Raw genomic sequence first — 24,806 nt, 5'->3', positions numbered from 1 at the left:
GGCCTGCGAAGAGGTACAGCTGCACCATGCGCCGCGGCCATGGGGAGGGCATCGGCTCTGGCGGTCGAGGGCTCGGATTCTCCGAATCCGGCCTGCTTTCCACGGGCGGCGTGGGGGCTACAGGCGCAGCCGGCGCGCTCCCGACCAGCCGGAGGAAGCCCCGGCCGTTCGCCCGCGCCCTGGCTGACGCCGTGGGCGCTCCCGCGGGCGCCACGGCGATGGCCGCCGAGACGAGTTCCTCTACGGTCCAAGCGAGCAGCAAGAAGATCGGCTTCAGCAGGATGGACCGCCAAAGATGGCGCAGCTCGTAACTATGGCGTCCTCGCGCACCGAACCCCGACGTAGTTAACGCGGGCCGTCGGACCGCCGGTGGTGCGGCGGGTAGAGAGCGCATCCAGCCTATTGCCGTCCCAGCCACCGCCACGAATCACTCGGCTCATGGCAACGGTTGTGTTAGCGCAGTTGTCGCATTCTACCATATAGCCTGCGTGCCAGTCCAGGGCCCACTCCCACATGCTACCGGCAAGGTCCGACTGTCCCCACTTGCCATCGCCCTTCGGCGATCTAGATCCAACGGACAATATGTCACGGAACGCACACTCTACGGCGGCAGATCCATCCCCGGTGCAGTGATACACCGCGTAACTCGGATCGATCGTCTCATCGCTAGGAGGACTTGACCACGGATATGCCCGCTGCTCGCTTCCTCCTGCCGCCGCGTAGTTCCACTCCGCTTCTGTGGGTAACCTCCCGCTATCCCACGCACAGAACGCGAACGCGACGTACCAGCTGAGGCAGTTCATCGGTAGCAATTCATTATTGCCCTCTCCCTCAGTCCATGCCTGTCGGTCCGCACTGCAGTTGATAGCACGCCTCAGTGCCGCCTCGTCCGCAGGTAAGTTACTGTCCCAGTTGGCGTCCCACCCACTTCCATTAATTAATGGATGCGCGCCAGCTTCCACCGCTGGACGGCTCCCCGGGTATGCCTCCACGAATTTTCGGAACCGTCCTACGGACACCTCGAACCGGTCCAGCAGGAACCCACTCACCGTCGCCGGATACGCTGGATCGTTGCTCCGGTTGAACGTGCCCGCAGGCACCGCAGTGGTCGCGCAGCAGCTTTCATCCCTATCAGGACCGCACGTTTCGGCCAACCCGACACAGCTGGGCGGCGTCACGCACGCCCCTCTACGGCACACTGGCGCCGCCGCAGGACACGGCGTCACGTCCGCCCACGCGCCGCGGTCATCGCAACGCTGCGGGCGATTCTCCGAGCAGCGTACGTCTTCAGGGCCGCACTCTCCGGTGCACATCCCATCCACGCACGTCTGTCCGGCGCACGTATCACCGCTCTCCCACCGCCCATCGATACAGCGCTGCGGCGTGTTCTCCGAGCACTGCTCCTCGTCGACGGAGCACTCCGCGCCGTCTGCTCCGCCTTCGCTTGCCGTGCTCGCGATGGCCCCGCCGCCTCCTTGGGCGCCGCCGCTGCCGCCATAGCCTCCGGTGCCGCCACTACCGCCCGGCTCCGAAACGCCGCCGGTTCCCGCGCCCTGCCAATACTCGCTCCAATCCACACCGAGGATCTGCGCGCAGCCGCCGGATGCAGCCGCAGCAGCCGCCCAGAGCCACGCTGTCGCTGCCCGTATCTTGCCCCTCATGACGCGGAGCCTCTTGCGGCTGCATCGGCGTGTCAATGCGCGCCGCGAGCGTGGCTGGTCGGTGCGGCTGCTATCCCTTGGGGTCGGCTCGGCGTCGGGCTCTCCGAAGAGCGACAGCTGCACCGGCGTCCTCGGCTTCGGCCGCCACGCGAACAGGTCGAGCTGACGGGAAAACTCGGCCGGAGGTGCAGCAGGCGCGGCTGTCGGCACGTCGGTCGCCGCTGCGGCGGGCACGGGAGCCGGCGGAAGCGTCGCCAGTGGAGCGCTGGGCGCCGGAGGCGATGGGCGCGGCGCAGCGGGCGCACTTGGCGAGGGGCCGCCCGAAACGAGGCGGAGCCATCCCTTACCGCCCGGGAGCTGGCGGACCGGCCCGGTCAGTGCCGGCAGAGTGAGCGGTCGCGGCATGGGTGGCGCCGTCTCCTCCTCCGCGAGCGCTGCCGCGACAAACTCCTCGATGCTCCAGACGCGATCGGTCAGCCCGGCCTCCATGGCGGGCGTCACGCGGAGCGCCTCGTGCGGGCGGCAGAAGTTGTAGAACGCCATGTGCAGCGCGACGGCCGCCTTGTGGTGCGGCAGGCGCTTGCTGAACCCGTTGCACAGCCGAGTGAACCGGCGAATGTGCATGCGGATGGTGAGGTTCTGCCGCTCGACGTGGCTCGTGCTCGCCCGCTTCACGTCGGGCACGCCGAAGACGGGCGTGCGGGTGATGAACGGGTCGCGCGGCGGCTCGTACCGGTGATCGTCGTCCCGGCGCGCCTTCCGGCTGTAGTTCTTGACGACCTGGGCGTAGTCGACCGAGCCCGCGAACGAATCGCCGACCGCGGCGATGTAGGGCTGCCACCCGTCGCTGTAGAGCTGCGGGATGGTCACCAGCCGAGCGCGGAGGTCGGCGATGAACGCCTTGGTGTTCTCTTCGTCGCGCTTGCCCACGCGGTACGAGATCACCAGCTTCGACGCGCTGGCCATGCCGACGAACACGTAGGTGTTACCGCGCCCTTCCAATAGTGGACTTCCCGCCGATCTCGATCCCCGTTCGTGATGGATATCCGCCGATCGCCCCGTGCCCCTCCATCATGGAATCGGTTCGGACCCGAGAGCAGGAGCCGGGGTGGGCGCAGCGGTCCGCCGCCCGCCAGCGATCATCGGCAACACTTTCCGGTCACGCATCCGTGATTCTCACAAAACCTCGCATCCCCGACCTCCGCGCCTCAGTGGCTGAGCTTTCCTGCTTCACGCCCGAAATTACCACTGCACTTCGCACCACGTCCGCGCCGCCGCTGACCTAAGGCCGGCATCGACGGAGCGGAGCATCGGCGCGGAGCCGGCCACAAAATAGGCGACGAGGGGATGCGTGTTGTGGCGACCCGTCCTCCCCTCGTCGTGCTCCGATCACCTTGGAGGAGCGGAGCCCGTGCAGGATCGTTCAAGCCGATGTCGACATCAAGCGTTGGATGACGGTGCTCCCGATGGTTCAGCACGTGCGGCCGGCCCGCTGCCCCTGCTGCGACGCGGCCAGCCGTCCCGTCAACGGCCCGCTGGGGATGCGCGGTCACGGCCTGCGCGCGCGCCAGGTGTACGGCCCACACGATGCGGGCGACGCGCCCCAGCAGGTTACGGTGCAGGCTCGGCGCTACCGCTGCACCGCCTGCGGCGCGGTCGTGGTGGTCGTGCCCCGCGGGCTGCTGCCGCGGCGGCGCTACTCCGCGGCGGCGATCGGCTGGGTGCTGGCCCGCGTCGGACTCGAGGGCGCCACCACACCGGTCGTCCGCGCCGAGGTCTGCAGCGCCGTGGTCCTGGGCGTCGCGGCGGCCGAGCGGTGGCTGGCGCCGTCGCGATGGATCGACGCCAGTCGCCGTGGCCAGCTCTTCCCCCGGCTCGGACGTCACGGCGCCGACAGCACGCGCGCGCAGGTCGCCGAGCGCACGGCGATGCAGCTCGTGGCGCTGTCGGCTCGGGGCAGCGCCGGCACGCCTGCCCCTCACCTGGCGTTCCACGGCGCCGCGCTCGCAGCGTGATGGCCATTCGCAGGCAAACGCGAGGTCCGGCGACGCCACCCCGTAGGATCGGGCACGACGGCACGGATCCGGGGCACTGGGTTTCCACGGGGCGCCGAAACGCACCCGTGGAAAGGACCGTTCGTGGACCTCCTCAAACCCAGAGATCACGCGGAGGAAATCGCCCTCTTCCGCCACGGCATCATTGGCCAGCTCTGCGCTCGCGACCTCGAGCATGGCGATCTGGTCGAAGCGTTGCGCGCCCTCGCCAAGGAGCGCGTGCGCCCGCCCGGTAGCGCGTGCACGCGCTCCTTCGCGGTGCCGACCCTCGAGCGCTGGCTCTATGCCTACCGCCAGCGGGGGCTCGAAGGCCTCTGCCCTCGCGCCCGTCGGGATCGCGGTCGCGGCCGCGAGCTCGACCCCGTGTTGAGACAGCTGCTGTGCGACATCCGGCGGGAGCACCCCGGGGCCTCGGTGCCGCTCATCCTGCGCACGCTGCGCGAAGACGGACGCCTGAGCGCCACGGTCAGCGCCTCGACCGTGCGTCGCCTCTACCGTCAAGAGGGACTCGACAAGATCCCGCAGCGCGATGGCAAGGGGCCGACGACCCGGCTCAAGTGGCAGGCCGAGCGCCCTGACGCGCTCTGGCACGGCGACGTCTGTCACGGCCCGACGCTTCATCTCGACAGGCGAAGGATCCCCGTGCGGATCCACGCCCTGCTCGACGACGCATCGCGCTTCCTCGTCGCCATCTCGGTCGAGAGCGACGAGAAGGAAGATACCATGTTGCGGCTGCTCGTCCGTGCCGTCCGGCTCTACGGCGTGCCCGACGCGCTGTACCTGGACAACGGCGCAACCTATCGCGGTGACGCCTTGCGCCTCTTCTGCTCGCGCCTCGGGATCACGCTACTGCACGCGCGCCCCTACGACCCGCAGGCGCGCGGCAAGATGGAGAGATTCTGGCGCACGCTTCGGGAGGGGGTGCTCGACCACCTGGGCGCGATCACGTCGCTGGACGATATCTCCTCTCGTATCCAGGCCTTCATCGATGTCCACTACCACGCGTCCCCGCACGCCGGCCTGATGGGGCGCGCGCCGGGGCTTGTTTACGCGCCCGGGCAGCGCGAGATCGACGCGCTCTCCGAGACTCGCCTGCGCGACGCGCTCACGATCCGGCAGCGTCGGCGCGTGCACCGCGACACGACCGTCTCGGTCCGCGGGCAGCTCTTCGAGCTCGACCACGGCTACCTCGCCGGCCGCATCGTGACCGTCGCCTATTGCTTGCTCGACGAGCCAGTCGCCCCGGTCGTCGAGATCGAGGGGCAGCGGATCCCCCTTCGCCCCGTCGACCCGGTGCACAACGCGCACGTCAAACGGCCGCCACGTCGTTCCACGACGAGCGGCGCGTTGCCCACCGAGCAGCAGGTCGCCTTCGACCCAGGCGGCGTGCTGCGCGACAAGGCGGTGCGCGAGGCGGCCCGGGCGGCCGACGCGAAGGACCCCGATGGAGAGGAGGACCTCGATGCGATCTTCTGAGCTTAGCTTCTTCGGCCTTCGCACCGCGCCCTTCTCCAAAGAGCTCGAGGATGCCGAGCTGTGGTTGCCGACGTCGAAGCAGGTGCTCGTCGACGATCTCGAAGCCGCGCTCCTCGAGCGTGCCAGTGTGCTCCTCGTCGGGGAGCCCGGCGTCGGGAAGACGTGTGTGTTGAGGGCCTTACGGCATCGGCTACCCCAGGCAGGATTCCGTCTGACTTACTGCCACAATGCGACGCTCGGCCGCCGCGACTTCTACCGGTATCTATGCCATGCGCTCGGCCTGCAGCCGACATCTAGCGCCGCCAACCTGTTCCTCGCGGTCGAGCGGCATGTCCACGAGCTGCGAAGAGATCAGGTGCATCCGGTGTTTCTCCTCGATGAGGCCCATCTGTTGCACCCGGACATGATGGCGCATTTGCATATCCTCTTGAATCACGAGTGGGACAGCCGCGCCCTCCTGTCGATCATCCTTGTCGGCCTTCCGGAGCTCGAGGGCCGCATGGCCCTGCGGTCGCACCGCTCGCTGCTTACGCGCATCCATCACCGCTTCATGATCGAGCCGGCGACGGTGGAGGACACGGCGGAGTATGTCGCCTTCCGGCTGAAGGGCGCCGGCGCCGAGCACGAGCTCTTCTCGCGGGAGTCGCTCGCCGCTCTGCACGAGGTCGCGTCGGGCTCGCTGCGGGAGATCGACCGCATCGCCTCGGCGGCGATGCGGGAATCGGCGCGCCGGAAGCGGAAGCTGGTCGACCGTGACGCGGTAGCCCGCGTCGCGGAGGCACTCACGCTCTCCTCGGCGCTCGGCTGAACGGCAGCGCGCGGCCCGCGAGGCTCGTCGGCCTCGCGGGCCGTGTCGCGCCAGGCCCACGATGGCCATCGCCTCGCCGCGCCGACGGTGGCCGGCAGGATGCCCATCGCGCCGCCTGGCGCCGGGGGCAACGTCCACGATGGCCATCGGCGGAAAGAGACACTGCCGAGCAGCCGTGAGATGGCCATCGGCCAGGCGGGGCACGGCGCCATCAACGGGGCGGCTCGGTAACATGAGCGTGGAGCCTAACTCCGGACGCTCCGAGGTTGATGTCTACATGCGAGAGGACGCGCTCGACCTGAAGATGCAGACCATCCCCGAGGCGCACCTCGCCTACATCGAGCTGATGAAGCGGGACGGGTGGGAGGAGGTGGAGGAGGCATAGACCAGGACGCGGCCAACGGATCAGGGCCGGAATTAATGCACATGATGCAGCGCGCGCGCGTTATCTTTGAGATGCAAGCTTGCGCTTGGTCTTGTACACCTCGTGATCCCGGTCCCACCATACGACGTTGAACACGTTGCCTATCCTGAACCCAAATAGCCGACCAAGCTTGGATATGTCTAACTGGTACCAATGCTCCTGATCATCAAGACACAGGTAACGAAGCCTGTCCCTGGACGACTCTTCCCATTTGCTCCAGTCTTCCCACCGATGGTTTTGCTCAGACAGTCTGTCTAGCTGGCTCCAGGTATACCCCTCGTATATTTTGAGCCTGCCGATGATGTGCAGGATGGTATCGGCGCGCTCCTCTTTCAGCCACTCCCTTGGATGGTCAAGGTCAAATGACCCAACTCGCCACACGATCCCCTGGTTTCGCCATGCGTCGCCTGTCGCGTCCGCTCCAGAGGGAGCGGGCACCTCGTCCATGCGCTGCGGGCGGAAGAAGGCTGGCGCGGAAGCGAATTCGTTCGCGAATCTTGCCAGCTCTTCATCGATCGATGCGAGTTCTCGCTCGCACTCCTCCGCGAGACCATCATCATCAAGGCATGAGTCGACGTCTTCGCAGCGCTGCTTGAGCACCCCGAGCCATTCCACAGTCGCGGCAACGTTGGCCAGTTCCGCATGATGCCCGGATGACGATGCGAGAAACGACGATATGCCGGCGCGGATGCGCTTCGACTTTTCGCGCAGCATGAAGCTTAGCGGCGTTCACTCTGTGCGCGCTCGCGCTGCTCCCGCGCAAACGCGGTGTAGTAATCCATCATTTCTGTAGGATCTATCACTCGTTCTCCTCGCTCCATTGGGCCGAGGCCGTTGCGAGCGTTGATCCATGGCTGCTCGGAGTGGGTCAACTCGCTGAGTTGCTCAGCGGTTCTGTTCCCGTAATAGCCTAAGACTACATCAACGGAACGCCTCTCGCTGGGATCGAGAGCGTCAGCGTTGCCCGCTATGTCTCCTGGCGAAAGCGTGTACTTGCCACGGTGTGAAACATACAAAGACTTGACGACAGGTCCTGCTGCCCAGGCCTGGATCACGTCATCGAAAAGCGCTTTGTCTGCGCGCACGAGGTGCCAAGCCTGTGCGTAGTACACCAACTTCTGCAATTTCATGGCCGTCATCGGGCCGCGTTGCTTGAGGATGTACGCTGCCACATCGTGTGCAGTTGCCATGGTCACGCTCGCTCGCTGCACGCCTGGAAGGCGCAGGGTGGATCCTGCTTGCCTGCCGTCCGATGTCAACGCCGCCCCCAGAACCGAGCGCGCGATCTTCAGCAGCAGAACGCGTAGGGTGGTTCGCATCATCGGGCAAATTTAATTCTGGTCGCGCGTTCAGGTAGTGCCTGACAATGTCCTAGCGCATCGCAGACGGCTTGAGAATTCAGCGGATTCTGAGAATCCGCCGGTTCCAGGAACCAGACATGACACCGCGGGCACGTTGGATGCATAGAATCTACGCGATCGCGTACATTGGCACACATGAACCTACGCGATGGCGTAGACATCGCTGAACGCTTGACGATCTGGCGCCGTTGGGCATGGCTCTCGGGCGGGCAGACCCATCTGAGATGCCGCAGCAGGCGGACCCAGCTCGCCTTCAAGACCGGCCGGGGCCAGGTGTCCAAGTTCAGCGTCATCGACATGCCTGATGGTTCGACTCGGGCTCGGCGCCGGTTGCGTCCGAAATGTGCGCCGGTCCAAGACATGGCAAACGCCAGCCACAACCCGCGTTCGAATCCGTCAAGACCGCTCGCGGTCCATTGCTCAATTTTGAGCACTACCAGGCACGTCCACCGGGAGACAGGTGCCACCCATCTTTTTGTGGAGGCACGTCCACCCAGAGACGGGTGCCACCCGTCTTTTCCTGGAGGCACGTCCACCGCGAGACGGGTGCCACCCGTCTTTTCCTGGAGGCACGTCCACCGCGGAGATGGGTACTACCCATCTTTTCTTGGAGCCACGTCCACCGAAAGACGGGTGCCATCCGTCTTTTCCTGGAGGCACGTCCACCGAGAGACGGGTGCCACCCATCTTTTCTTGGAGGCACGTCCACCGAGAGACGGGTGCCACCCATCTCCCGCGTGGACGCGCCAGCTCACCCGGATGGGCTCACGGCGTACCTCCCACACCGGGCGAGGGCGCCGAGACGGCTCCGGACCTCCTGGCGGGGGCTCTTCGCCGGCACCGCGCGAGGTCGCCGACCCCCCTCAAGCCTCTTCATCGAGAGGCCACGGCTTCGGATCCCGTCGTGGAGGAGGCGCATGAAGCTCCTGCTCCCACGCCTCGAACGGCGGAGACACGACATACCCAGGGTCGCAGTAGCTCCGGATGTACTGAGCCGCGCGGTGCTCTGCGTACTTTGCGTTCAGCGGCTCGCCCTCTTCGTTGAGCTCGATGACGTTCGCGAAGATGGCGTAGACCTGCTCCAGCACGCTCGGCTCTTCGATCATCACCTCGCGATAGCGCACGCCTTCCAGCAACGGATGCCCCACGGTGCCGTTCGCGATCCAGAAGCTGAACGTGCGCAGCGCTCCGGAGAAGGACTGACTCAGCCTGGGCGGGTGCTTCATGTTCTCCTGACCTGACATCGCGATCCTCCGCAACATAGGGCACATCCACGCCGCTCCGCGCGTGGGTCGCGAGCCGTGGCGCCCGATCTCCGCACCCCCGCGGGTGCGCCGCTGCCCGCCGCCCCTCCTCCGCGCCAGGCCCGCGCCGCCCGCTCACGCGCGCTCGCGCCGCGGGCCTCCCACCTCGTCGACCGCCTCGAGCGCGCTCTCGATCTCGCGGACCAGCTCGTCCGCAGCCTGCTGCTCCCTGTCGGCGCGCGCCTCCAGGGCCGACGCGTCGAGGCGCGTCTCCACCCGCCGCAGCACCTCGGCGACCCGCTTGCCCTCGGTCGAGGCGGCGTCCACGCGCCGCCGCTTCAGGGCGCCCAGCGCCGCCTCCACGGCCGGCAAGAGCGGCGCGGCCACGACGGGGTCGGCGGCCTTCAGCTTGGCCCGGGTGCGGTCCGCGAGCGCGATCAGCTGGCCGATCGGCGAGCGAGCGCGCCGGCGGCGCACCGCCCAACCGACCGAGGCGAGCACGCCGAGGCCGAGCACCACGGCGGCCCCCTGCACGTAAGGCGCAGCCGCCGGCGCGACGGGAGGAATCACAGCGTCCGGCACCTCGACCGTGATGCCCCCGTTCAGGCAGCTCGTCAGCTCCTGCGCCGTCTGGAGCCGCGCGCGCGCGAGCGGGACGAGCCGGAGCGGCAGGCACGGCGCCTCGACGCCGGCCAGCGCGCAGGCAGGCGCCGGGTCGCCGGTCGCGATCGCGTGGACCTCGTGCGTCGCCGGGTCGCGGCTCGTGACGTGGAAGCCGCCCTGCGCGAAGTCGACCAGCCCGCCGCTGTCGAACGAGCCGCCGCCGGGCGCCCCGGCCAGCCAGGTCGTCGTCGCCGCGTCGATCACCGAGGCGTCGGTCGAGCAGACGAGCTTGCCGCGGAGGACGATCTCGCCGCCCGGCGCGACGTCGACGTGCTGCGCGACCCGATCGCGCCGGAGAGGGAAGGTCTGGGTCATGTCCACGCCTCGGTTGTCCGCGCCTCACGATCGCCGGGGGCTCGCCGCGCGCGCGGCATCGTCGCCATGCGCCCCGCCCCCCGTGGGCCAGTGGCCCGCCACGCTCGCGGCATCGTCGCCATCCGCCCGCCCTCAGTGGAGGTGCGACCGCGAGGCGGTCTCGAGCAGCATCGCCAGCACCAGCGGATCGCCCAGGCCGTCCGTCGCGCCCGTGTGGCTGCGCAGGCGCGCGAGGCGGTCCGCGTCCTTCAGGAACAGCGGCTCGTGGAGCGCGTCGGCGGCGGCGCGCAGGATGCCCTCGCGCTCGGAGAGCAGCGCGGCGGCGCGGCCGCGATCGCCGAGCGCGATCTGCCGGGCGGCCTCGGACAGCGTCTCGCCCGCGGCGAAGCCCTGGACCGTCCGGGCCACCGAGGGGTCGGCGCTCGCGGCGCTGTCGGCGTCGCCGGTCGCGTAGACGACCCTGAGCGGCGCCTCGTCGACGACGTTCTTCTTCGCCACCCGGTCCTTGTACTTGAGCTCGATCGACGCGATCGCCCGCGGGTCCACGCCGGCCGGCAGGCCGAGCTTGAGGAGCACCGCGTGGCTGTCGTCGCGCGAGAACGCCGGGATGAAGAACCGCATCCCGCCCTCGGCGTCGTCCTTCCGGTCCTGCTCGATGCGGTCGCGCTTCTGCGCCTGCGCGTCCGCCGCGACCTCGATCGCCCGCACGCGCGCCGCCTCCGCGCCGCTCAGCCGGCGCGAGCCGTAGACCTGGAGCAGCTTCACGTCCGGCTTCAGCCGCACCCGGAGCTCGACCGCCGTCGCGACCGGATCGAGCCGCTTGTCGAGCTCCGTCGCGAGCGCCGGGGCGATCTGGTCGGGGTCGCGCAGGTAGTAGTACCCGCCGGCCCCGTCGCCCGCGATGCCGCTCATCAGCGCGCCGTCGTAGTCGGTGCCGAGCCCGAAGGTGCTCGTCTGGATGCCGCCCTGGAAGGCGTCGAGCGCGAGCCGCGAGAGCCGCTCCGAGCTCGTGATCCCGGCGTTCGCGCGGCCGTCGGAGAGCAGCAGCACGACCTTCACGGCGCCCTCGGGGATGCCCGGCCTCGCGGCCTCGGCGTAGCCGAGCTCGAGGCCGCGGCCGATGTTGGTGCCGCCGCCCTCCGAGATGCCGTCGATCGTCGACTTGATCATCGCCCGCCGGGGCCCGACCGGCCCGTCGGGGATCCGCACCTGGGCGTCGCTCGAGAAGGTGACCAGCGAGAAGTCGTCCCTCGCGTCGAGCCTGTCGACGAGCGCCCGCGCCGCGTCGCGCGCCCGCGCCATCGGCTCGCCAGCCATGGAGCCGCTCACGTCGAGCACGAGGTGCACCGACAGGTGCGGCCGCGCCGCGGGCGCCTGCGCCGTGGAGCGGAGCGCGACGCGCACGTGCACCGGGCCGCCGCCGGGCGGGACCTTCGCGCGCTCGAGATCCGTGCGCAGGGCGAGCGTCACGTCCTTCGGGGCGTCGATCGCGGGCGCGTAGCGGGCGCCGACGTCGCTCACGAGCTCGCGCTCGGCGGGCGGGATGATGCCGCGCGCGACGGCCGACTCGAAGGCCGCGAGGTGACCGCCGCCGGGGCGGTAGGTCGTCGCGAAGCGGCCGTTCGGATCGATGGCGGCGACCTCGGGGGCCGCGGCCCCGCCCTCGCCGTCGTTCCGCGCGGCGGGGGCGGCGGGGGCGGCGGGGGCCAGCATGGCGCCGCCGGATCCCGGGGCCCCCTTCTGCGCGTTCATGTCGTCCCGGGGAGCTGCCGGCGCCCGGGCCGGCTCGGGCGCCGCGGCCCCCGCCCTCGCCGCCCCGACCGTCGCCTCGGCGGGGCTCCCCGGCGAGTTCGTCAGCGAAGCCGTGTCCACCCGCGACGCTTCGGAGGACTCCTTGGCAGCGCACGCGAGCCCGCCCGCCGAGAGCCCCAGCACGAGCGCGCCGCCGAGGAACGCTCGCTTCGACCACACCATCCCGAGTTCGCCCATGGCCTTCTCCCTCCCCGCGGTCCCGGCGGGTGCCCAGTAGGACGGGCGACCGCGGCGTCCGTTCTACCGCCGCGCGCACGGAGACGACGCAGCGTCACCGCGACCGACGATCGACGACGACCTCCGGACAGACAGCGACGAGCGAACGTTGTTCTATTCGACGAAGTCTTGCGGCATGAGCGGGTTGTGCGCGGGCGGCGCGGCAGGCGGGGCCGCGCTCGCCGTCTCCGCGGGCCGGCGCTGCGGCGCCGGAGCGCGCCTCCGGGGCAACGGCAGCTCCAGCCTCGGGGGCAGCGAGCCCGCCTCGGTGATGACGACGTTCGCCTCCATCGCGTGCTTGCCCCTGGAGACGCGCACCCTGTGCTCGCTCCCGAGCGTCCCCGTGAGCTCGACCGACCCGCTCCGCAGGCGCGGCGCCGGCGCCCCGTCGATCTCCACCGAGGCGTCCGCAGGGACGATCGCCAGCTCGACCCGGTGCTGGACGGGCGCTTCTCGTCCAGAGCGCGCCGCCGGAGGCGCCGCGCTCTGGATGTGGAGCGCCCGCGAGTGCTCGGAGAGCTCGCGGGAGACGAGGTGCGCGTAGGTCATCGCCGCGCCCGGCGTGGCGCTCTGCCAGAGCATCACGACACCGCCGAGGCCCGCGGCGACCACCGCGGCGACGGCCACGCTCCTCTTGCGCCAGGGCCGGCGCGGCGCCGGGGCCTGCTCGCTCACCCGCCGCGCGTCGGTCGTCTCGAGCGCGGGCGCCGTGGCGACGTCGGTCGACGGATCCCGCCACCGCGCCACGGGGCCCTCCGACGTCCCGAGCGCGGGCGCCGTGGCGCTGTCGGTCGGCTGATCCCGCCACCGCGCCGCGGAGCCCTCCGGCGCGACGATCGCGTGGCCGCTCCGCCGAGGGATGCGCGCGACCACCCGGGGCTCGAACCGCGGCGCGACGGTCTGGCGCTCCGACGGCGAGAGGGGGACGAGCATGCTCTCGTCCAGCTGGAGGTCGCCGCCGAGGAGCGGCCTGATCGCCTCGAGCATCACCGAGGCGCTCGGGTACCGCGCGACACACTGATACTGGAGCGCCCCGTCGACGATCGCGGCGACCTCGGGGGCGACCCACGGCGCGAACTCCTGGACCGGCGCGGGCAGGTCCGCGACCAGGGCGGCGATGAGATCACCGAACGCCTCGACGTCCTGGGTCGGCGTGCGCCCCGAGAGCGCGTGGTACAGCACGATCCCGAGCGCCCAGACGTCGGTCCGGTGATCGATCTCCTTGATGCCCCGCGCCTGCTCCGGGGACATGTAGCGGGGGGTCCCGAGCATGCTCCCGGACCGGGTGAGCCCCGTCGTGTCCCGGCGCGGCTCGTGGGCCGGCTTGATCTTGGCGACGCCGAAGTCGAGCACCTTCACGATGAGCCCCCCGCCGTCCTCGCGCTGCGCGAGGAACAGGTTGGCGGGCTTGATGTCCCGGTGCAGGACGCCGGCCTCGTGCGCCTTCTGCAGGCCGACGCAGGCCTGGGCCACGATGCGCAGCGCGAGCCGCGGCGGCAGCGGGCCGAGGCGCTCCAGGAGCTGCGCGAGATCCTCGCCGCGGAGGAGCTCCATCACCAGGAACGGCGAGCTCGTGTCCTGGTCCACGCCGCTGTCGAGCACGCGGACGATGTGCTCGGTCTGGATCGCGCTCGCGGCCTTCGCCTCGCGCTCGAACCGCCCCACCGCGGACCGGCTGTGGACGATCTCCGCGTTCATGACCTTCACGGCGACGCGGCGCCCCTGCTCCCGGTCGTCGGCCTCGTAGACGGCCCCCATCCCGCCCCGGCCGAGGAGACGGCCCAGGGTGTACCTGCCGCTCAAGGTCTTGCCGTCCACAAGAAAGGTTTACTCCAGGGAGATGTAAGCGGAGCTTCAATCCTGATGCTACTCGACCCGAGACCCCCGAGGCATCTTTGCTCCTCGGCTGGATTCTTGCGCTCCCCCGCGCTGGCGACCGGGCCGGGAGCCGGCCCCGCGCGCGTCAGAACGTATACCGCGCCCCGATCCCGGGCGCGATCGCGACGAGCACCTCGCCGGCGAGCGACTCTTCCTCGAACCTGCCGAAGAACCCGCGTTGGGCGTCGATCCTGCCGTAGACACCCTGTGAGGGGTTGGTCCACACGGGCTCCTTCAGCCGGACCAGGACCGCCGCCGCGAGGCCGGCCGTCAGCTCGAGGTGCTTGCCGACGCGCAGGCCCGCGCGCACCTCGGGGGTCATCACGAAGAAGCTGGCGGCGTCCGTCGCCGCCGTGGGGTCGACGTCGAACTCGAAATTGCTGCTCGAGATGAAGGTGCCGCTGCGCTCGTCGCGCACCGCGCCGAGCAGGGCGCCGGCGCCGAGCCGCATCGAGAGCCGGGTGCGCCCGCCGAGCGACAGGCCGGCCCAGCCGCCCGCGAGCAGGCCGCTGAGCGCGAGCGCGTCGTCGACGGTGCCGGTGCTCTCCGGCAGCGGGTCCTGGATCTCGAGCGACGTGCGCCGGGCGGTCACGGTCTGGTGGACCTGGAGGTAGCCGGTCATGACGCCGAAGCCGAATCCGGACCAGAGCTCGTAGCCCGCGTGGACCACGCCGAGGGCGCCGACGCCGACGCCCGACGAGCAGGCCTCGTCGCACGGGCCCGCGGCGACGCCGCCGAGGCTCGGCACGAGCACCGGGGCCGCGGCGAGCTCGAGGACGAACCGCCCGGGCGGGCCGCCGAGCTTCACGCGCTCGAGCGCGATCGGGACGACGACGCGCGCGCCGCGGGCGAGGAGCACCTCGCGCCGCGCGGGGATGAAGCCGCCCGCGGCGACCTCGATGCGGTGCCGACCGGCGCTGAGGCGCCCCTCCCATGCCCCGCTGCCGAAAGGCACGCCGTCGACGGTGATGCTCGCGCACACCGGCGAGGGCTCGATCTGGAGCGTCGAGGAGAGCTCCTCGGCGCGGAGGGCGAGGGGCGTCGTCTGCCGCAGCAGGACGAGCACGGAGGCCGGCATGGTCCCGAGATCGCCCGGGCCGCGCAGCACGACCGAGTGGGGGCCGGGCGGGAGCGCGCCCTCCCAGGGCGTCGTGCCGACGGTGTAGCCGTCGACGAGCACGTCGAGCACCCTCCCCTGCTGCTCGGTGACGCGCAGGCGCCCCGACTCGACGAGCTTCTGGAGGCGCGACAGGATGCGGACGACCTGCCCGCCGGCGACGTCGACGCGGGTCTCGAACGGCTCGAAGCCCTCCTTGTAGACGCGGACGACGTGGCTGCCGGCGGCGACGCGCAGCGGAGCGGGCAGGGGGTAGTCGCCGCGGCGGTGGCCGTCGACCATGATCGAGGCGCCGATCTCGGCGCTCACGATGTCGACGGTGCCGACCAGCCCGCGCAGCCGCACGACGGCCTGCTGCGCGGCGCTCCTCGTGTCCGACGGCAGCTTCTGCGAGAAGTCGCGGAGCAGCGTCTCGAAGAGGGCGAGCGCCTCGTCGTAACGGCGGAGCTGCTGCAAGCAGAGCGCGGCGCTCGAGGTGGCGCTCCAGGTCGGATAGGCCTGCCGCGACGCGAGGAACTCGGCGAGAGCCGCCTCCCAGGCGCCCTGGCCGTACAGATCGAGGCCGCGCTCGAAGTGGGCGCGGGCCTCGGCGACGGGATCTCCGGTGGGCGGGGGCTCGGCGGGCGAGCCCGGGGGCACCGCGGAAGGCGGCGCCCCGGGGAGCGCGGAGGGCGGCGCCCCGGGGAGCGCGGAGGGCGGCGCCCCGGGGAGCGCGGAGGGCGGCGCCGCGGGGGGCGCGGAGGGCGGCGCCGCAGGGGGCGCGGGCGGAGCGGGGGAGCCGGCGGGCTGGGCGAGGGATACAGGCTCCGCGGCGAGGGCGACGGCGAGCGCTACCGGCGCGACGATGGCCGCGCGCCGCCGCCTGCGCGCCGCGCCGAGCGCGAGGAGCACCACGGCGGCGGCGCACGCCGCGGCGGGAGCAGGCCGGCCCGGCGCGGCGCTGCAGCCGCTGGCGCCGCCGGGCGCGGACGGCGGCGGGACGCAGTGGCCTCGCAGGTTGCAGACGAACCCCGGCGCGCAATCGTCGAGCGAGGCGCAGCCCGTCTTGCAGGCGCCGCGCTCCGGATCACAGCGGTAGGCAATGCAGTTGACGCTCGCCTGCCCGGGACAGGCGGAGGACGACCGGGTGCACACCGCTGGCGCGAGGCTCTGCGTGTCGCCGCTGCACATGGGCGGCGCGCAGGTCGTGCCGACCTTCGCCGGGCTGCCCTCCGCGCCGCACTCCCCTCGATCGCTGCAGGTGCCGCAGGGACAGGGCGCGTCGCAGCAGATCCCGTCGACGCAGTGATCGCCGGCGAAGCACGCGGACAAGGCGGAGCACGCATCACCCCGGGCCAGGGCGAACCGCTCGGCGTCTGCGAGCGCGTAGTCGCGCCCCTGTCCCCCTGCCACCAGCACCTCGCCGCTCGTCAGCAACGTGGCGGTGTGCCTGCTGCGCGCGCGGTCCAGGGGACCCGTCGGCACCCAGGTGTCGAACGCCGGGTCGTACCGCTCCGCGGTGTCGCTGTGCCCGCCCACCACGAGGACCAGGCCATCTCGCAGGGGCGTCGCGGTGTGGTCCGCTCGCGCGTGGGTCATCGGGGCCGCGAACGTCCAGAGGCCGACCTCCGGGTCGTATCGCTCCGCCCTCACGGGATCGCTGCCAGCATCCTCCTCGCCGCCCGCGGCCAGGACCTCGCCATTCGGCAGCAACGTCATCGTGTGATGGCGGCGCCCGTAATACATCGGAGCCGTGGACTTCCATTCGCCGGTCGCGGGGTCATAGAGCTCCGCGCTGTCGAGCGAGCCGATGGTGTTGAATCCGCCTGACACAAGCACTTTGCCGCTCGGCAACAGCACCGCCTCGTGCTCGGCGCGCGCGACCCGCATCGGATCCGTGCGCGTCCAGCTGTTCGTCTCGGGTTCGTACAGCTCCACGTTCTCATCGCCGAAATCGACCGGGTAGCCGCCCGCCACGAGGACCTTGCCGCTCGGCAACAGCGTCGCCGTGTGCTCGGCGCGCGGGAGCAGCATCTGCCCCGCGTCGGTCCATGTGTCGGTCACCGGGTCGTACAGCTCCGCGCTGTCGAGAACGGTGTAGCCATCGTTGAATTGACCCTGCCTGCCGCCCGCCACGAGGACCTTGCCGCTCGGCAACAGCGTCGCCGTGTGCGCGCCGCGCGCGTGCAGCATCTTCCCCGCGTCGGTCCATGTGTCGGTCGCCGGGTCGTACAGCTCCGCGCTGTCGAGCGTGAGGACCACCTCTTCGGCGGAGCGCAGGTCCATGCCGCCCGCCACGAGGACGAGGCCGCTCGGCAACAACGTCGCTGTATGATCGCTCCGCGCGACGTTCATCGATCCGGCGGTCTGCCACGCCGGGTCGACGAGCACCGCCTCACCGCCCGCGTCCACGGAGAGCTCGATGCGCGAGCCCCGCGCCGTGAGCGCCATGCCGACAGGCCGCCCCGAGGACGCATAGGCCCGCGGCGCCGAGACGCGCAGCACGGCCGCCCCCCGCCCCGGCTCGACGAGCTCCACCGCCTCGCCGCGCGCGCGCGGCGTCGCGCCCTCCACCTGCCAGACCGCCACGACCTCGCCGCGCGCGACGCCTTCGTCGAGCAGCAGCCACTCCTCCACGCCGTGATCGGTCGCCGACCAGAACGACGTCCCCCCGCTCCGCCGGTAGGCCACGGCCTTCCCCACCGGCGTGCCATCCCCCGCGGCGCCTTGCTCTCGCACCTGCACCTCGATCCCTGTCGGCGTACTGAACCGGATGGGCTCGCTGCCCTCCCGGGGCAGCACCACGCGAAGCCGCGAGGGTCTCCCGCGCACGTCCACCGAGCCCAGATGAAACCCCTCCCCGTCGGCGACGAACGCGTCGCGCGCCTCGAGCACGGCGGCAGACCGGTCCGGGAAATGGCGTTGCAGGGTGGCGGCGGACGCAGGCGGCTCCGGCTCGACGCTGCAGCCGGAGAGGCATGCGGAGAGCCAGAAGAGCAGGGCGATGCGCGGGAGGACGCACCCGGGCGAGCTGCGCGGGGACATCAGGCGTCCTCCCGCCGTCGCGCGGGTCCCCCCCGGAGGGTCGAGGCTCTCCGCTGCGCGAGGGCGAGGAGCGCGAGGACCATGGCGCCGAGGCCGCCCCTGGAGCCGGTCGCCGCCACGGCAGCTGCCCCGACGCCGCAACCCGGGCTCTCGGCGGGCGGAGGGGGCGGAGGAAGCACGCAATGGCCGGAGAGGTCGCACGTGAAGCCCGCCGCGCAGTCTTGCAGCGAGCTACACCTGTCCTTGCAGGTGCCGCCGGCCTGATCGCAACGGTAGGGCGCGCAGTCCACGACCTCCCTGGCCTCGCTGCTCAGGCCCGCGCAGCTGGCCCCATCGGCGGGGCAGCGGACGGGCGCCATGCTGTGCGTCTCGTCGTCGCTGCACCGCGCCGGCATGCACACGTCCCCTGTGGGCACGGCGGAGCAGGCGCCGAACCCGTCGCACGACCCATCACAGCCCTCGCGCGCACAGTCACCGCGAGCGTCCGAGCCCTTCGGCTGGGGCACGCAGCGGCCGGGAGACGAGGGCGAGGCGCACGTGTGGCAGGGCTCCGAGCACGGCGACTCGCAGCAGACGCCCTCGACGCAGGGGGCGGACGCGCAATCGGCGTCCGACGCGCACTCGGCGCCGAGGATCGTGTACCGCTCCGGATACTCCGAGAAGCTGATCAGCAGGACGTCGCCGTTCGGCAACCGTGTGGCGGTGTGCTCCGCGTACGCGGCGCCCGCGGGTGCCGTGACGGTCCAGGTGTCGACCTTCGGATCGTACAGCTGCGCGCGCCTGGCCGACTCGCCGGCCTCGCCGTCGAGCTCCCCCACGACCAGGACCTTGCCGCTGTGCAACGTCGTCGCGCTGAACCCGCCGTGATGGATGATCATCGGGCTCGTGGGGGACCAGGCGCCAGCTGTCGGGTCGTACCGCTCCGCGCCGGGATCGCCCACCGCCAGGACCTCGCCGTTGTGCAGCAGCGCCATGGACGGGAGGAACCAGTCGTCCTTGGCCGTCATCGACCCCGTGGGCGTCCAGATATCGAGGGCCGGGTCGTAGATCTCCGCGCTGCCGAGAGCAGCCTCGTACGGGGCGCCTCCCGCCACGAGGACCTTGCCGTCTGCCAGGAGCGTCGCAGCGTGGCCGTAGCGAGCGAAGTTCATCGGAGGCGCGGGCGACCATGTGTCGGCCGCGGGATCGTAAAGCTCCGCGCTGTAGAGGAAGCTGGCGGAGGAGGCGACCTCCGTCAGCCCGCCCGCCACGAGGACCTTGCCATTCAGCAGCCGCGTCGCGGAGTGGAGATGCCGTGCCGTGGCCATGGACGCTCTGGGTGCCCAGGTGTCGGTCATGAGATCGTAGAGCTCCACGGTGTTCACGGGCGCTTTGTCGGCCTTGCCCTCACCCCCGACCACGAGGACCTGATCGTCCTGCAACAGCGTCGCGGTATGAGAGCGGCGCCCTGTGCTCATCGATCGCATGAGACGCCACGTGTAGTCCTTCGGGTCGTACAGCTCCGCGATGTCGAGATTGCGGAAACCGCCCGTCACCAGGACCTTGCCGCTCGTCGGGAGAAGCGTCGCGGTGTGCCCGCTACCATGCTCGGCGTGCATCTGGCCGGCCGGTCTCCATTCGGGATCCACGAGCACCGCCTCGCCGCCGGCGTCGCCCATGTCGACCGACAGCTCGATGCGCGCGCCGCGCACCCGGAGCGCCGGGGCGACAGCCCGCCCCGAGGCCGCATGGGCGCGCGGCGCCGTCACGCGCAGCACGGGCGCCCCGCTCGCGTCGTCCAGGAGCTCCACCGCCTCGCCGCGCTCGCGCAGCAGCGCCCCCTCCACCTCCCACGCCGCCACCGACTCGCCCCCGCGCGCGACGCCCTCCTCGAGCAGCAGCCATTCCTCGACGCCCCCGTCGGTCGCTGTCCAGAACGACGTCCCGCCCGCGCGCCCGTAGCTCACCGCGCGCTCCGCCACCCGGCCCTCGCCGAGAGCGCCGAGCTCCCTCACCCGGATCTCGCCGCCGTCCGCGAGCCGGAACCGGATCACACCGCTCCCGTCCCGGGGCAGCACCACCTCCGGCCGCGCCGCCCGCAGCCACGCCCCGCCCGGCTCGGTCGCGCCGAGCCGGAACCCGTCCTTCGCCGGAGCGAACGCCTCGGGCGCCGACAGCACCGCGTCCGCGTGGTCCGGGAAGCGCAGTCGCAGCGCCGCGGCCGAGGTGTCCTCCGGCTCCGCGCCGCAGCCACCGAGCAGCAGCGCGGACGCAAGCAGACGTGACAGCGCCGCGTGCGGTCGCCTCGAGCAAAAGAAAAGCGCAACCATGATGAGCCTCGCGCGCCGAGTAGAGCAGCCTCGGCCCCGGCGCGCCTAGCTCCCCGCCGAGATCGCACGACCTCGGCGCCGGATTCAACGCAGGATGCCGAGCCCGCCCTCCTCGGCGCCGGCCTCAAGGAGGGCCGCTGTCGCGCCCGCCCTCCTCGGTCAGCTCCGCCCTCTGCGCCCGCGCCGCGGGCACCTCGAGCCCCGCCGCGCGGGCGAGCCCCATCACCCCCTCCACGGCGGCCGCGATGTAGCCGAACGGGTTCGCCCCGTCGACCGCCGTCACGTGCACCTCGCCCATCCGCTGCTGGAACGCGGCGGCGAGCGCCGGCATCTGCTGCGCGACCGTCAGCCGGATGATCTCCGGCGACACGGTGTTCTCGATCTCGCGGAGCGCCCGCGCGCGGTCGAGCTCGAGCTCCTGCGTGAGCCGCGCCTTGCGCGCCTCGATCTCGGCGATGGCGAGCTCGGCCTCGGCCACGAGCCGGCGCGCGCTCGCGATCGCCGCGCGCTGCCGGAGCAGGTCGATCTCGTGCGCGCTCGCGGCCATCTTCGCCGCGTGGCGCGCGGCCGCCGCCTCCGCCTCGAGCGCCGTCTTCTCGATCTCCGCCCTCACCGACAGCGCCGCGATCTGCTGCTCGTGGGCCAGCCGCGTCTCCTTGAGCCGCGCCTCGGAGGCGAGCTCCTCGAGCCGCGCCTTCTCGCTGGTCTCCTGGCGGCGCGTGCGCAGCTCGACCTCGGCGGAGAGCTTCGTCAGCTCGATCGCCCGCTGCGCCTCGGCCTCGCCCTGCCGGACGGCGCGCTCGGTGAGCAGCGACGCCTCCCGGGCCTTGCGCTCCTGCTCCTGGCGATAGTGCGCTTGCAGGTTGCCGAACACCGCGGGCGAGAGGATGCGCACGTCCTGGATCTCGATGGTGTCGATGAGCACGCCCCAGCCCTTGTCGGTGGTGTCGTCGGCGCCGCCGCGCCCCGAGACGACGGGCGCGATCTCCCGCATCAGCTCGCCGGCGAGCCCCTCCTTTCGCCGCGTCAGGCACTCCTCGACGGACAGGTTCGCGACGAGCCGGCGCACGGCGCCCGCGAACATGTCCACGAGGAGCGCCTCGAGCTTCTCCTGCGCGCGCTCGGGGAACGAGAAGTTCAGCATGCGGAACGCGATGAGCGGGTCCGCGATGCGGTAGACGGCGAGCCCGGTGACCTCCACGCCTACCTTCTCGAGGGTGACCTGGTCGGCCTCGAACTGGAGCTTCTGGACCGTGGTCGGCACGACAGCGACGCTGTCGCCCGGGAGCTTGAAGCACGAGGCGCCCTGACCGGAGGTGGGCCTGAGCTGGCCCCGCCGCATGTGAATCAGGTACTCGCTCGGCTTCGCGCTGATGCGGCCCCACCTCTTGAGCTTCTCCGGATCTTCCGCCGGCTTGCCCGCGCGCCAGCCCTGATCGTACCGCCCCCGGCCGCCAGCCCCGGTCCCGCGGTCGCCTGCGTGGACGACCACCGCGGCGCCGCCCGGCGCGCCGCCTTCGCCGTTGATGATGACCCTGCGTTGCTCGATGTGCGTCATGTCCTCTCCCTCGTGAGGAAGGAGTTCGCAGGAACCGGGCCAGCCGGGAGACACGGTGAAAGGAGGCGTCCGGGGGTCGCGCCGGGCGGCGGCGATCCGCGACGGCGCGCGCCGCTCCGGAACGGAGCGCGCCGGCGATCCGCGACGGAGCGGCGCCGCTCCGGAATGGATCGCCCTCGCGTGGCGGCCGTCGGCGCGCGTCAGCGGATGTTGACCCTGAGCCTCACCGGACGGCCGTCGCGCTCGACGACGACGGAAAGGCTCTTGTCGGAGCGCATGCGCGAGTAGGCCATCATGGCCTTCTGCGGGTCGGTGAGATCGATGCTGTTGACCGACCGCACGAGATCGCCGCTCTGGATCCCGAGCGACTCGAGCACCGAGCCGGGCTTGACCATCATCTTCAGCCCGACCACCTGGTTGTCCCGCATCTCCGGGATCGCCGCCGAGGTCTCCGTCACGATCTCGGGGTGCTCGAAGATCCTCTCGGCGGCCGACCGATCGATGTCGATCTCCGTCTCGCCCACCCGCTTGATGTTCGAGGCGATCTCCGTCGGGACGCTGCTCCTGCCGGACCGTCGGGGCTGCGTCGCGCGGGGCGGCTCTGGCGCTGGCGGCGGCTGCGGCTCGGTCTTGCCTTCATCGCTGCGCTTCTGGCCGAGCTGCATCTGGCAGCGCGCGCCTCCCGAGGTGAGCCACACCCGGTCCCAGGCGATGTCCTCGACCTTGCGGCCGGCGATCTCTCCGCCGCGCCGCCCGAGCGCGGTGGGCCCGCCGTCGGCCGCGATCGCCGCGAAAGACCATTCCGGGTCCTCGGAGACGGCGATCAGCACGACGCGCCCCTTGTCGCACGGGGGCGCGAGGTACGGGTCGAGATGGGAGAGGTCCGCCTGTCCGGACGGCGCCTCGCCCGGCGGCGGGCGGAGGGGCCCTGTCGTCGAGTCGAACGGATTGCGCTCCAGGATCGGCGTCGCGCTCGGCGGGGCATCCTCGGAGGGCGGCGGCGCGCTCTCCGCCTCGCCGCGCGCCGTCGCCGGGGGCCGGGAAGAGGCGCCGTCCCGCGCGATCTGGTAGCCGACGAGATGAGATACGCCGGAGGCCTGAAAATACGCGGAGACCGCGACCATTCCTCCCAGGATGAATGCGAATCGGCGCTTGACGAACGCGTCGGGGTTCATGCGTAACGCTCCTCCTGGCTGGAGCGCGCCGGGCCTCGCCGCGCGAGCGTCCCTTGCCGCCGCGGAGGCCGCGGCAGTGCACGCCCTCGCCACCGGCAAGGCCGCGCGTCCTGGTGAGCACCGAGCGTGCCCGCTCAGGGGGCTCGCGGCGGGACAGGAAGGAGTCCGGCCGGGACAGCGGCGCAGAGCGCTCTGGACGAGATCACGTGACGTGGGGGGCCAGCTCGGGAGCGCGCCGCCCATCACCCGAGGGCACGCCAGCTCGAGGCGGGCCGTGAACGTCGCGCGCGATGTCAGGGCTCAGCGATGCGGTAATCTTGCACGATCCCGCGCCCCGGCGACGGCTTTGCACTACTTCAAACAACGCTGCAGGAGCCCTCTTCTCCGGCGATAACATCGATCTCGGTCGCTCACGACGGCGGCCAGCGAAGGGCCCTCTGCCCTGGAGAGCTTGACCCAGCGCGGTATGCCTGTAGCCTGCCGGGACATTGATAGATGGGAGCGCCGTCATGAATCGATCGTGGCCCGCGGTGGTCAAGTCGTTGTTCCTCGTCCTCTCGGCAGCACACGTCGCGTGCGGCGACACCGGCGAGGATCCGGGCGGAGCAGGGGGCGCGCGCCTGGACCCGTCGGACAGCTCGAGCACCTCGGCGTCCACGTCCACCTCATCGACGTCCGCCTCGTCGACGTCCGCCTCGTCGACGTCCGCCTCGTCGACGTCCGCCTCATCGACGTCCTCCGGCGGGAACCCCGATATCTGGATCCCGGAGCTCGAGACGTCGTGGCACTGGATGATCGACCACCCGCTGGATCTGGACGATCCCAAGGATATGGGCCTGGTCGATCCCACCGGAGCGCCCACCGAGTCGCCGCCTCCCACGGTCTACGACATCGACTGGGAGTTCACGCCGGCCGAGACGGTGGCCGCGCTCCACGCGAGGGGCGCCAAGGTCATCTGCTACGTCGACGTCGGCGCGTTCGAGGACTATCGGCCGGACGCCGGCGACTTCCCGGAGTCGGTCAAGGGCAACCCGGACTACCACTGGGAGGGCTCTTTCTGGCTCGACATCCGGCAGATCGAGCTCCTCGGGCCGATCATGCAGGCCCGGTTCCAGGTCTGCAAGGACAAGGGCTTCGACGCCATCGAGCCCGACGAGGTCGACGGCTACGCCAACGACTCGGGGTTCCCCCTCACCTACGAGGACCAGATCGCCTACAACCGGTTCATCGCGGATCTCGCCCATTCGATGGGCATGTCCGTCGGGCTCAAGGGCGACATCGAGCAGGCGGAGGACCTGTGGCCCCACTTCGACTGGACGCTGAACGAGCAGTGCTTCGAGTACGAAGAGTGCGAGATCCTCGTCGACACATTCCTGGCGAACGGCAAGGCCGTGTTCGAGGTGGAGTACGACGATCCGTTCTCCGGTCACATGACCGACAGGTCGCTCTTCTGCGACCAGGCGAACGCCTGGGGCTTCAACAGCATGGAGATGCCGCTCGACCTCGACGGCGGCCGGTGGCCCTGCCGGTGACCCCGGTCCCTGAGGGAGCCGCCGCCTCTGAAGGCGCTGCTCGAGGAGCTCCGGCGCTCGCTGGGCCCATGCGGGCGCGTCCGGTTGCGCGCCCGGCGCAAGGCGTGCGCCGCAGGCCCGACCTCGGGCCGCGCCCCGCCGGGAGCTCGCCATGGCCATGTTCTTGCTCCCTCGGCGGA

Annotated in this window: 15 protein-coding genes and 1 pseudogene; 4 read left to right on the top strand and 12 right to left on the bottom strand. The window is 71.1% G+C overall.

Features of this window, described 5'->3' with window-relative positions; genetic code table 11:
- Nucleotides 1–311: 311 nt before the first annotated feature.
- Together WME85_RS53620 and WME85_RS53615 are read right to left on the bottom strand one after the other, a co-directional pair.
- A complete protein-coding gene (locus WME85_RS53620; RefSeq protein WP_437842613.1) occupies nucleotides 312–1,313 on the bottom strand; it encodes a formylglycine-generating enzyme family protein in 1,002 nt (333 codons plus the stop codon).
- A 441-nt stretch (nucleotides 1,314–1,754) separates the two neighbouring features.
- Nucleotides 1,755–2,651: pseudogene (locus tag WME85_RS53615) on the bottom strand (IS1 family transposase); the annotation flags it as partial.
- A gap of 461 nt (nucleotides 2,652–3,112) precedes the next feature.
- Here WME85_RS53615 and WME85_RS53610 point away from each other — a divergent pair.
- From WME85_RS53610 to WME85_RS53600, 3 genes are all read left to right on the top strand, one after another.
- Complete coding sequence (locus WME85_RS53610; protein WP_437833804.1) at nucleotides 3,113–3,676, top strand: DUF6431 domain-containing protein; 564 nt, start codon at nucleotides 3,113–3,115, stop codon at nucleotides 3,674–3,676.
- A 123-nt stretch (nucleotides 3,677–3,799) separates the two neighbouring features.
- Nucleotides 3,800–5,191, top strand: coding sequence for a DDE-type integrase/transposase/recombinase (locus WME85_RS53605; protein ID WP_437828968.1), 1,392 nt, complete (start codon nucleotides 3,800–3,802; stop codon nucleotides 5,189–5,191).
- Nucleotides 5,178–5,999 (top strand): ExeA family protein, encoded by an 822-nt coding sequence (locus tag WME85_RS53600; protein ID WP_437828173.1) that lies wholly within the window; start codon nucleotides 5,178–5,180, stop codon nucleotides 5,997–5,999. Before WME85_RS53605 ends, WME85_RS53600 begins: the two co-directional genes overlap by 14 nt.
- 445 nt (nucleotides 6,000–6,444) lie before the next feature.
- Here the strand turns inward: WME85_RS53600 and WME85_RS53595 are convergent, their stop codons facing one another.
- The 10 genes from WME85_RS53595 to gspC form a co-directional block, all read right to left on the bottom strand.
- The gene (locus tag WME85_RS53595; RefSeq protein ID WP_437833802.1) at nucleotides 6,445–7,137 is read right to left on the bottom strand and encodes a hypothetical protein; all 693 of its coding nucleotides are present in this window, start codon (nucleotides 7,135–7,137) and stop codon (nucleotides 6,445–6,447) included.
- A gap of 5 nt (nucleotides 7,138–7,142) precedes the next feature.
- On the bottom strand, nucleotides 7,143–7,745 hold the full coding sequence (locus WME85_RS53590; RefSeq protein ID WP_437833800.1) for a Panacea domain-containing protein: 603 nt from the start codon (nucleotides 7,743–7,745) through the stop codon (nucleotides 7,143–7,145).
- A 902-nt stretch (nucleotides 7,746–8,647) separates the two neighbouring features.
- A complete protein-coding gene (locus WME85_RS53585) occupies nucleotides 8,648–9,028 on the bottom strand; it encodes a DUF7677 family protein (RefSeq protein WP_437833797.1) in 381 nt (126 codons plus the stop codon).
- Between the two features lie 135 nt (nucleotides 9,029–9,163).
- On the bottom strand, nucleotides 9,164–10,006 hold the full coding sequence (locus WME85_RS53580; protein WP_437833794.1) for a hypothetical protein: 843 nt from the start codon (nucleotides 10,004–10,006) through the stop codon (nucleotides 9,164–9,166).
- Nucleotides 10,007–10,138: 132 nt separating this feature from the next.
- On the bottom strand, nucleotides 10,139–11,995 hold the full coding sequence (locus tag WME85_RS53575) for a vWA domain-containing protein (RefSeq protein ID WP_437833792.1): 1,857 nt from the start codon (nucleotides 11,993–11,995) through the stop codon (nucleotides 10,139–10,141).
- 153 nt (nucleotides 11,996–12,148) lie between these two features.
- A complete protein-coding gene (locus WME85_RS53570; RefSeq protein WP_437833789.1) occupies nucleotides 12,149–13,852 on the bottom strand; it encodes a serine/threonine-protein kinase in 1,704 nt (567 codons plus the stop codon).
- 145 nt (nucleotides 13,853–13,997) lie between these two features.
- A complete protein-coding gene (locus WME85_RS53565) occupies nucleotides 13,998–18,053 on the bottom strand; it encodes a kelch repeat-containing protein (RefSeq protein ID WP_437833786.1) in 4,056 nt (1,351 codons plus the stop codon).
- On the bottom strand, nucleotides 18,053–20,362 hold the full coding sequence (locus tag WME85_RS53560) for a Kelch repeat-containing protein (RefSeq protein WP_437833783.1): 2,310 nt from the start codon (nucleotides 20,360–20,362) through the stop codon (nucleotides 18,053–18,055). The genes WME85_RS53565 and WME85_RS53560 overlap by 1 nt, the downstream gene beginning before the upstream one ends.
- A gap of 124 nt (nucleotides 20,363–20,486) precedes the next feature.
- Complete coding sequence (locus WME85_RS53555) at nucleotides 20,487–21,920, bottom strand: SPFH domain-containing protein (protein WP_437833780.1); 1,434 nt, start codon at nucleotides 21,918–21,920, stop codon at nucleotides 20,487–20,489.
- 200 nt (nucleotides 21,921–22,120) lie between these two features.
- On the bottom strand, nucleotides 22,121–23,095 hold the full coding sequence (gene gspC / locus WME85_RS53550; protein WP_437833778.1) for a type II secretion system protein GspC: 975 nt from the start codon (nucleotides 23,093–23,095) through the stop codon (nucleotides 22,121–22,123).
- Between the two features lie 509 nt (nucleotides 23,096–23,604).
- Here gspC and WME85_RS53545 point away from each other — a divergent pair.
- The gene (locus WME85_RS53545) at nucleotides 23,605–24,627 is read left to right on the top strand and encodes an endo alpha-1,4 polygalactosaminidase (RefSeq protein WP_437833775.1); all 1,023 of its coding nucleotides are present in this window, start codon (nucleotides 23,605–23,607) and stop codon (nucleotides 24,625–24,627) included.
- Nucleotides 24,628–24,806 lie beyond the last annotated feature (179 nt).

Source organism: Sorangium sp. So ce1153, from assembly GCF_051521595.1.
Taxonomy (GTDB): domain Bacteria; phylum Myxococcota_A; class Polyangia; order Polyangiales; family Polyangiaceae; genus Sorangium.
The sequence above is the reverse complement of the archived record's forward strand: the minus strand, read 5'-3'. Positions and strand labels throughout refer to the sequence as shown.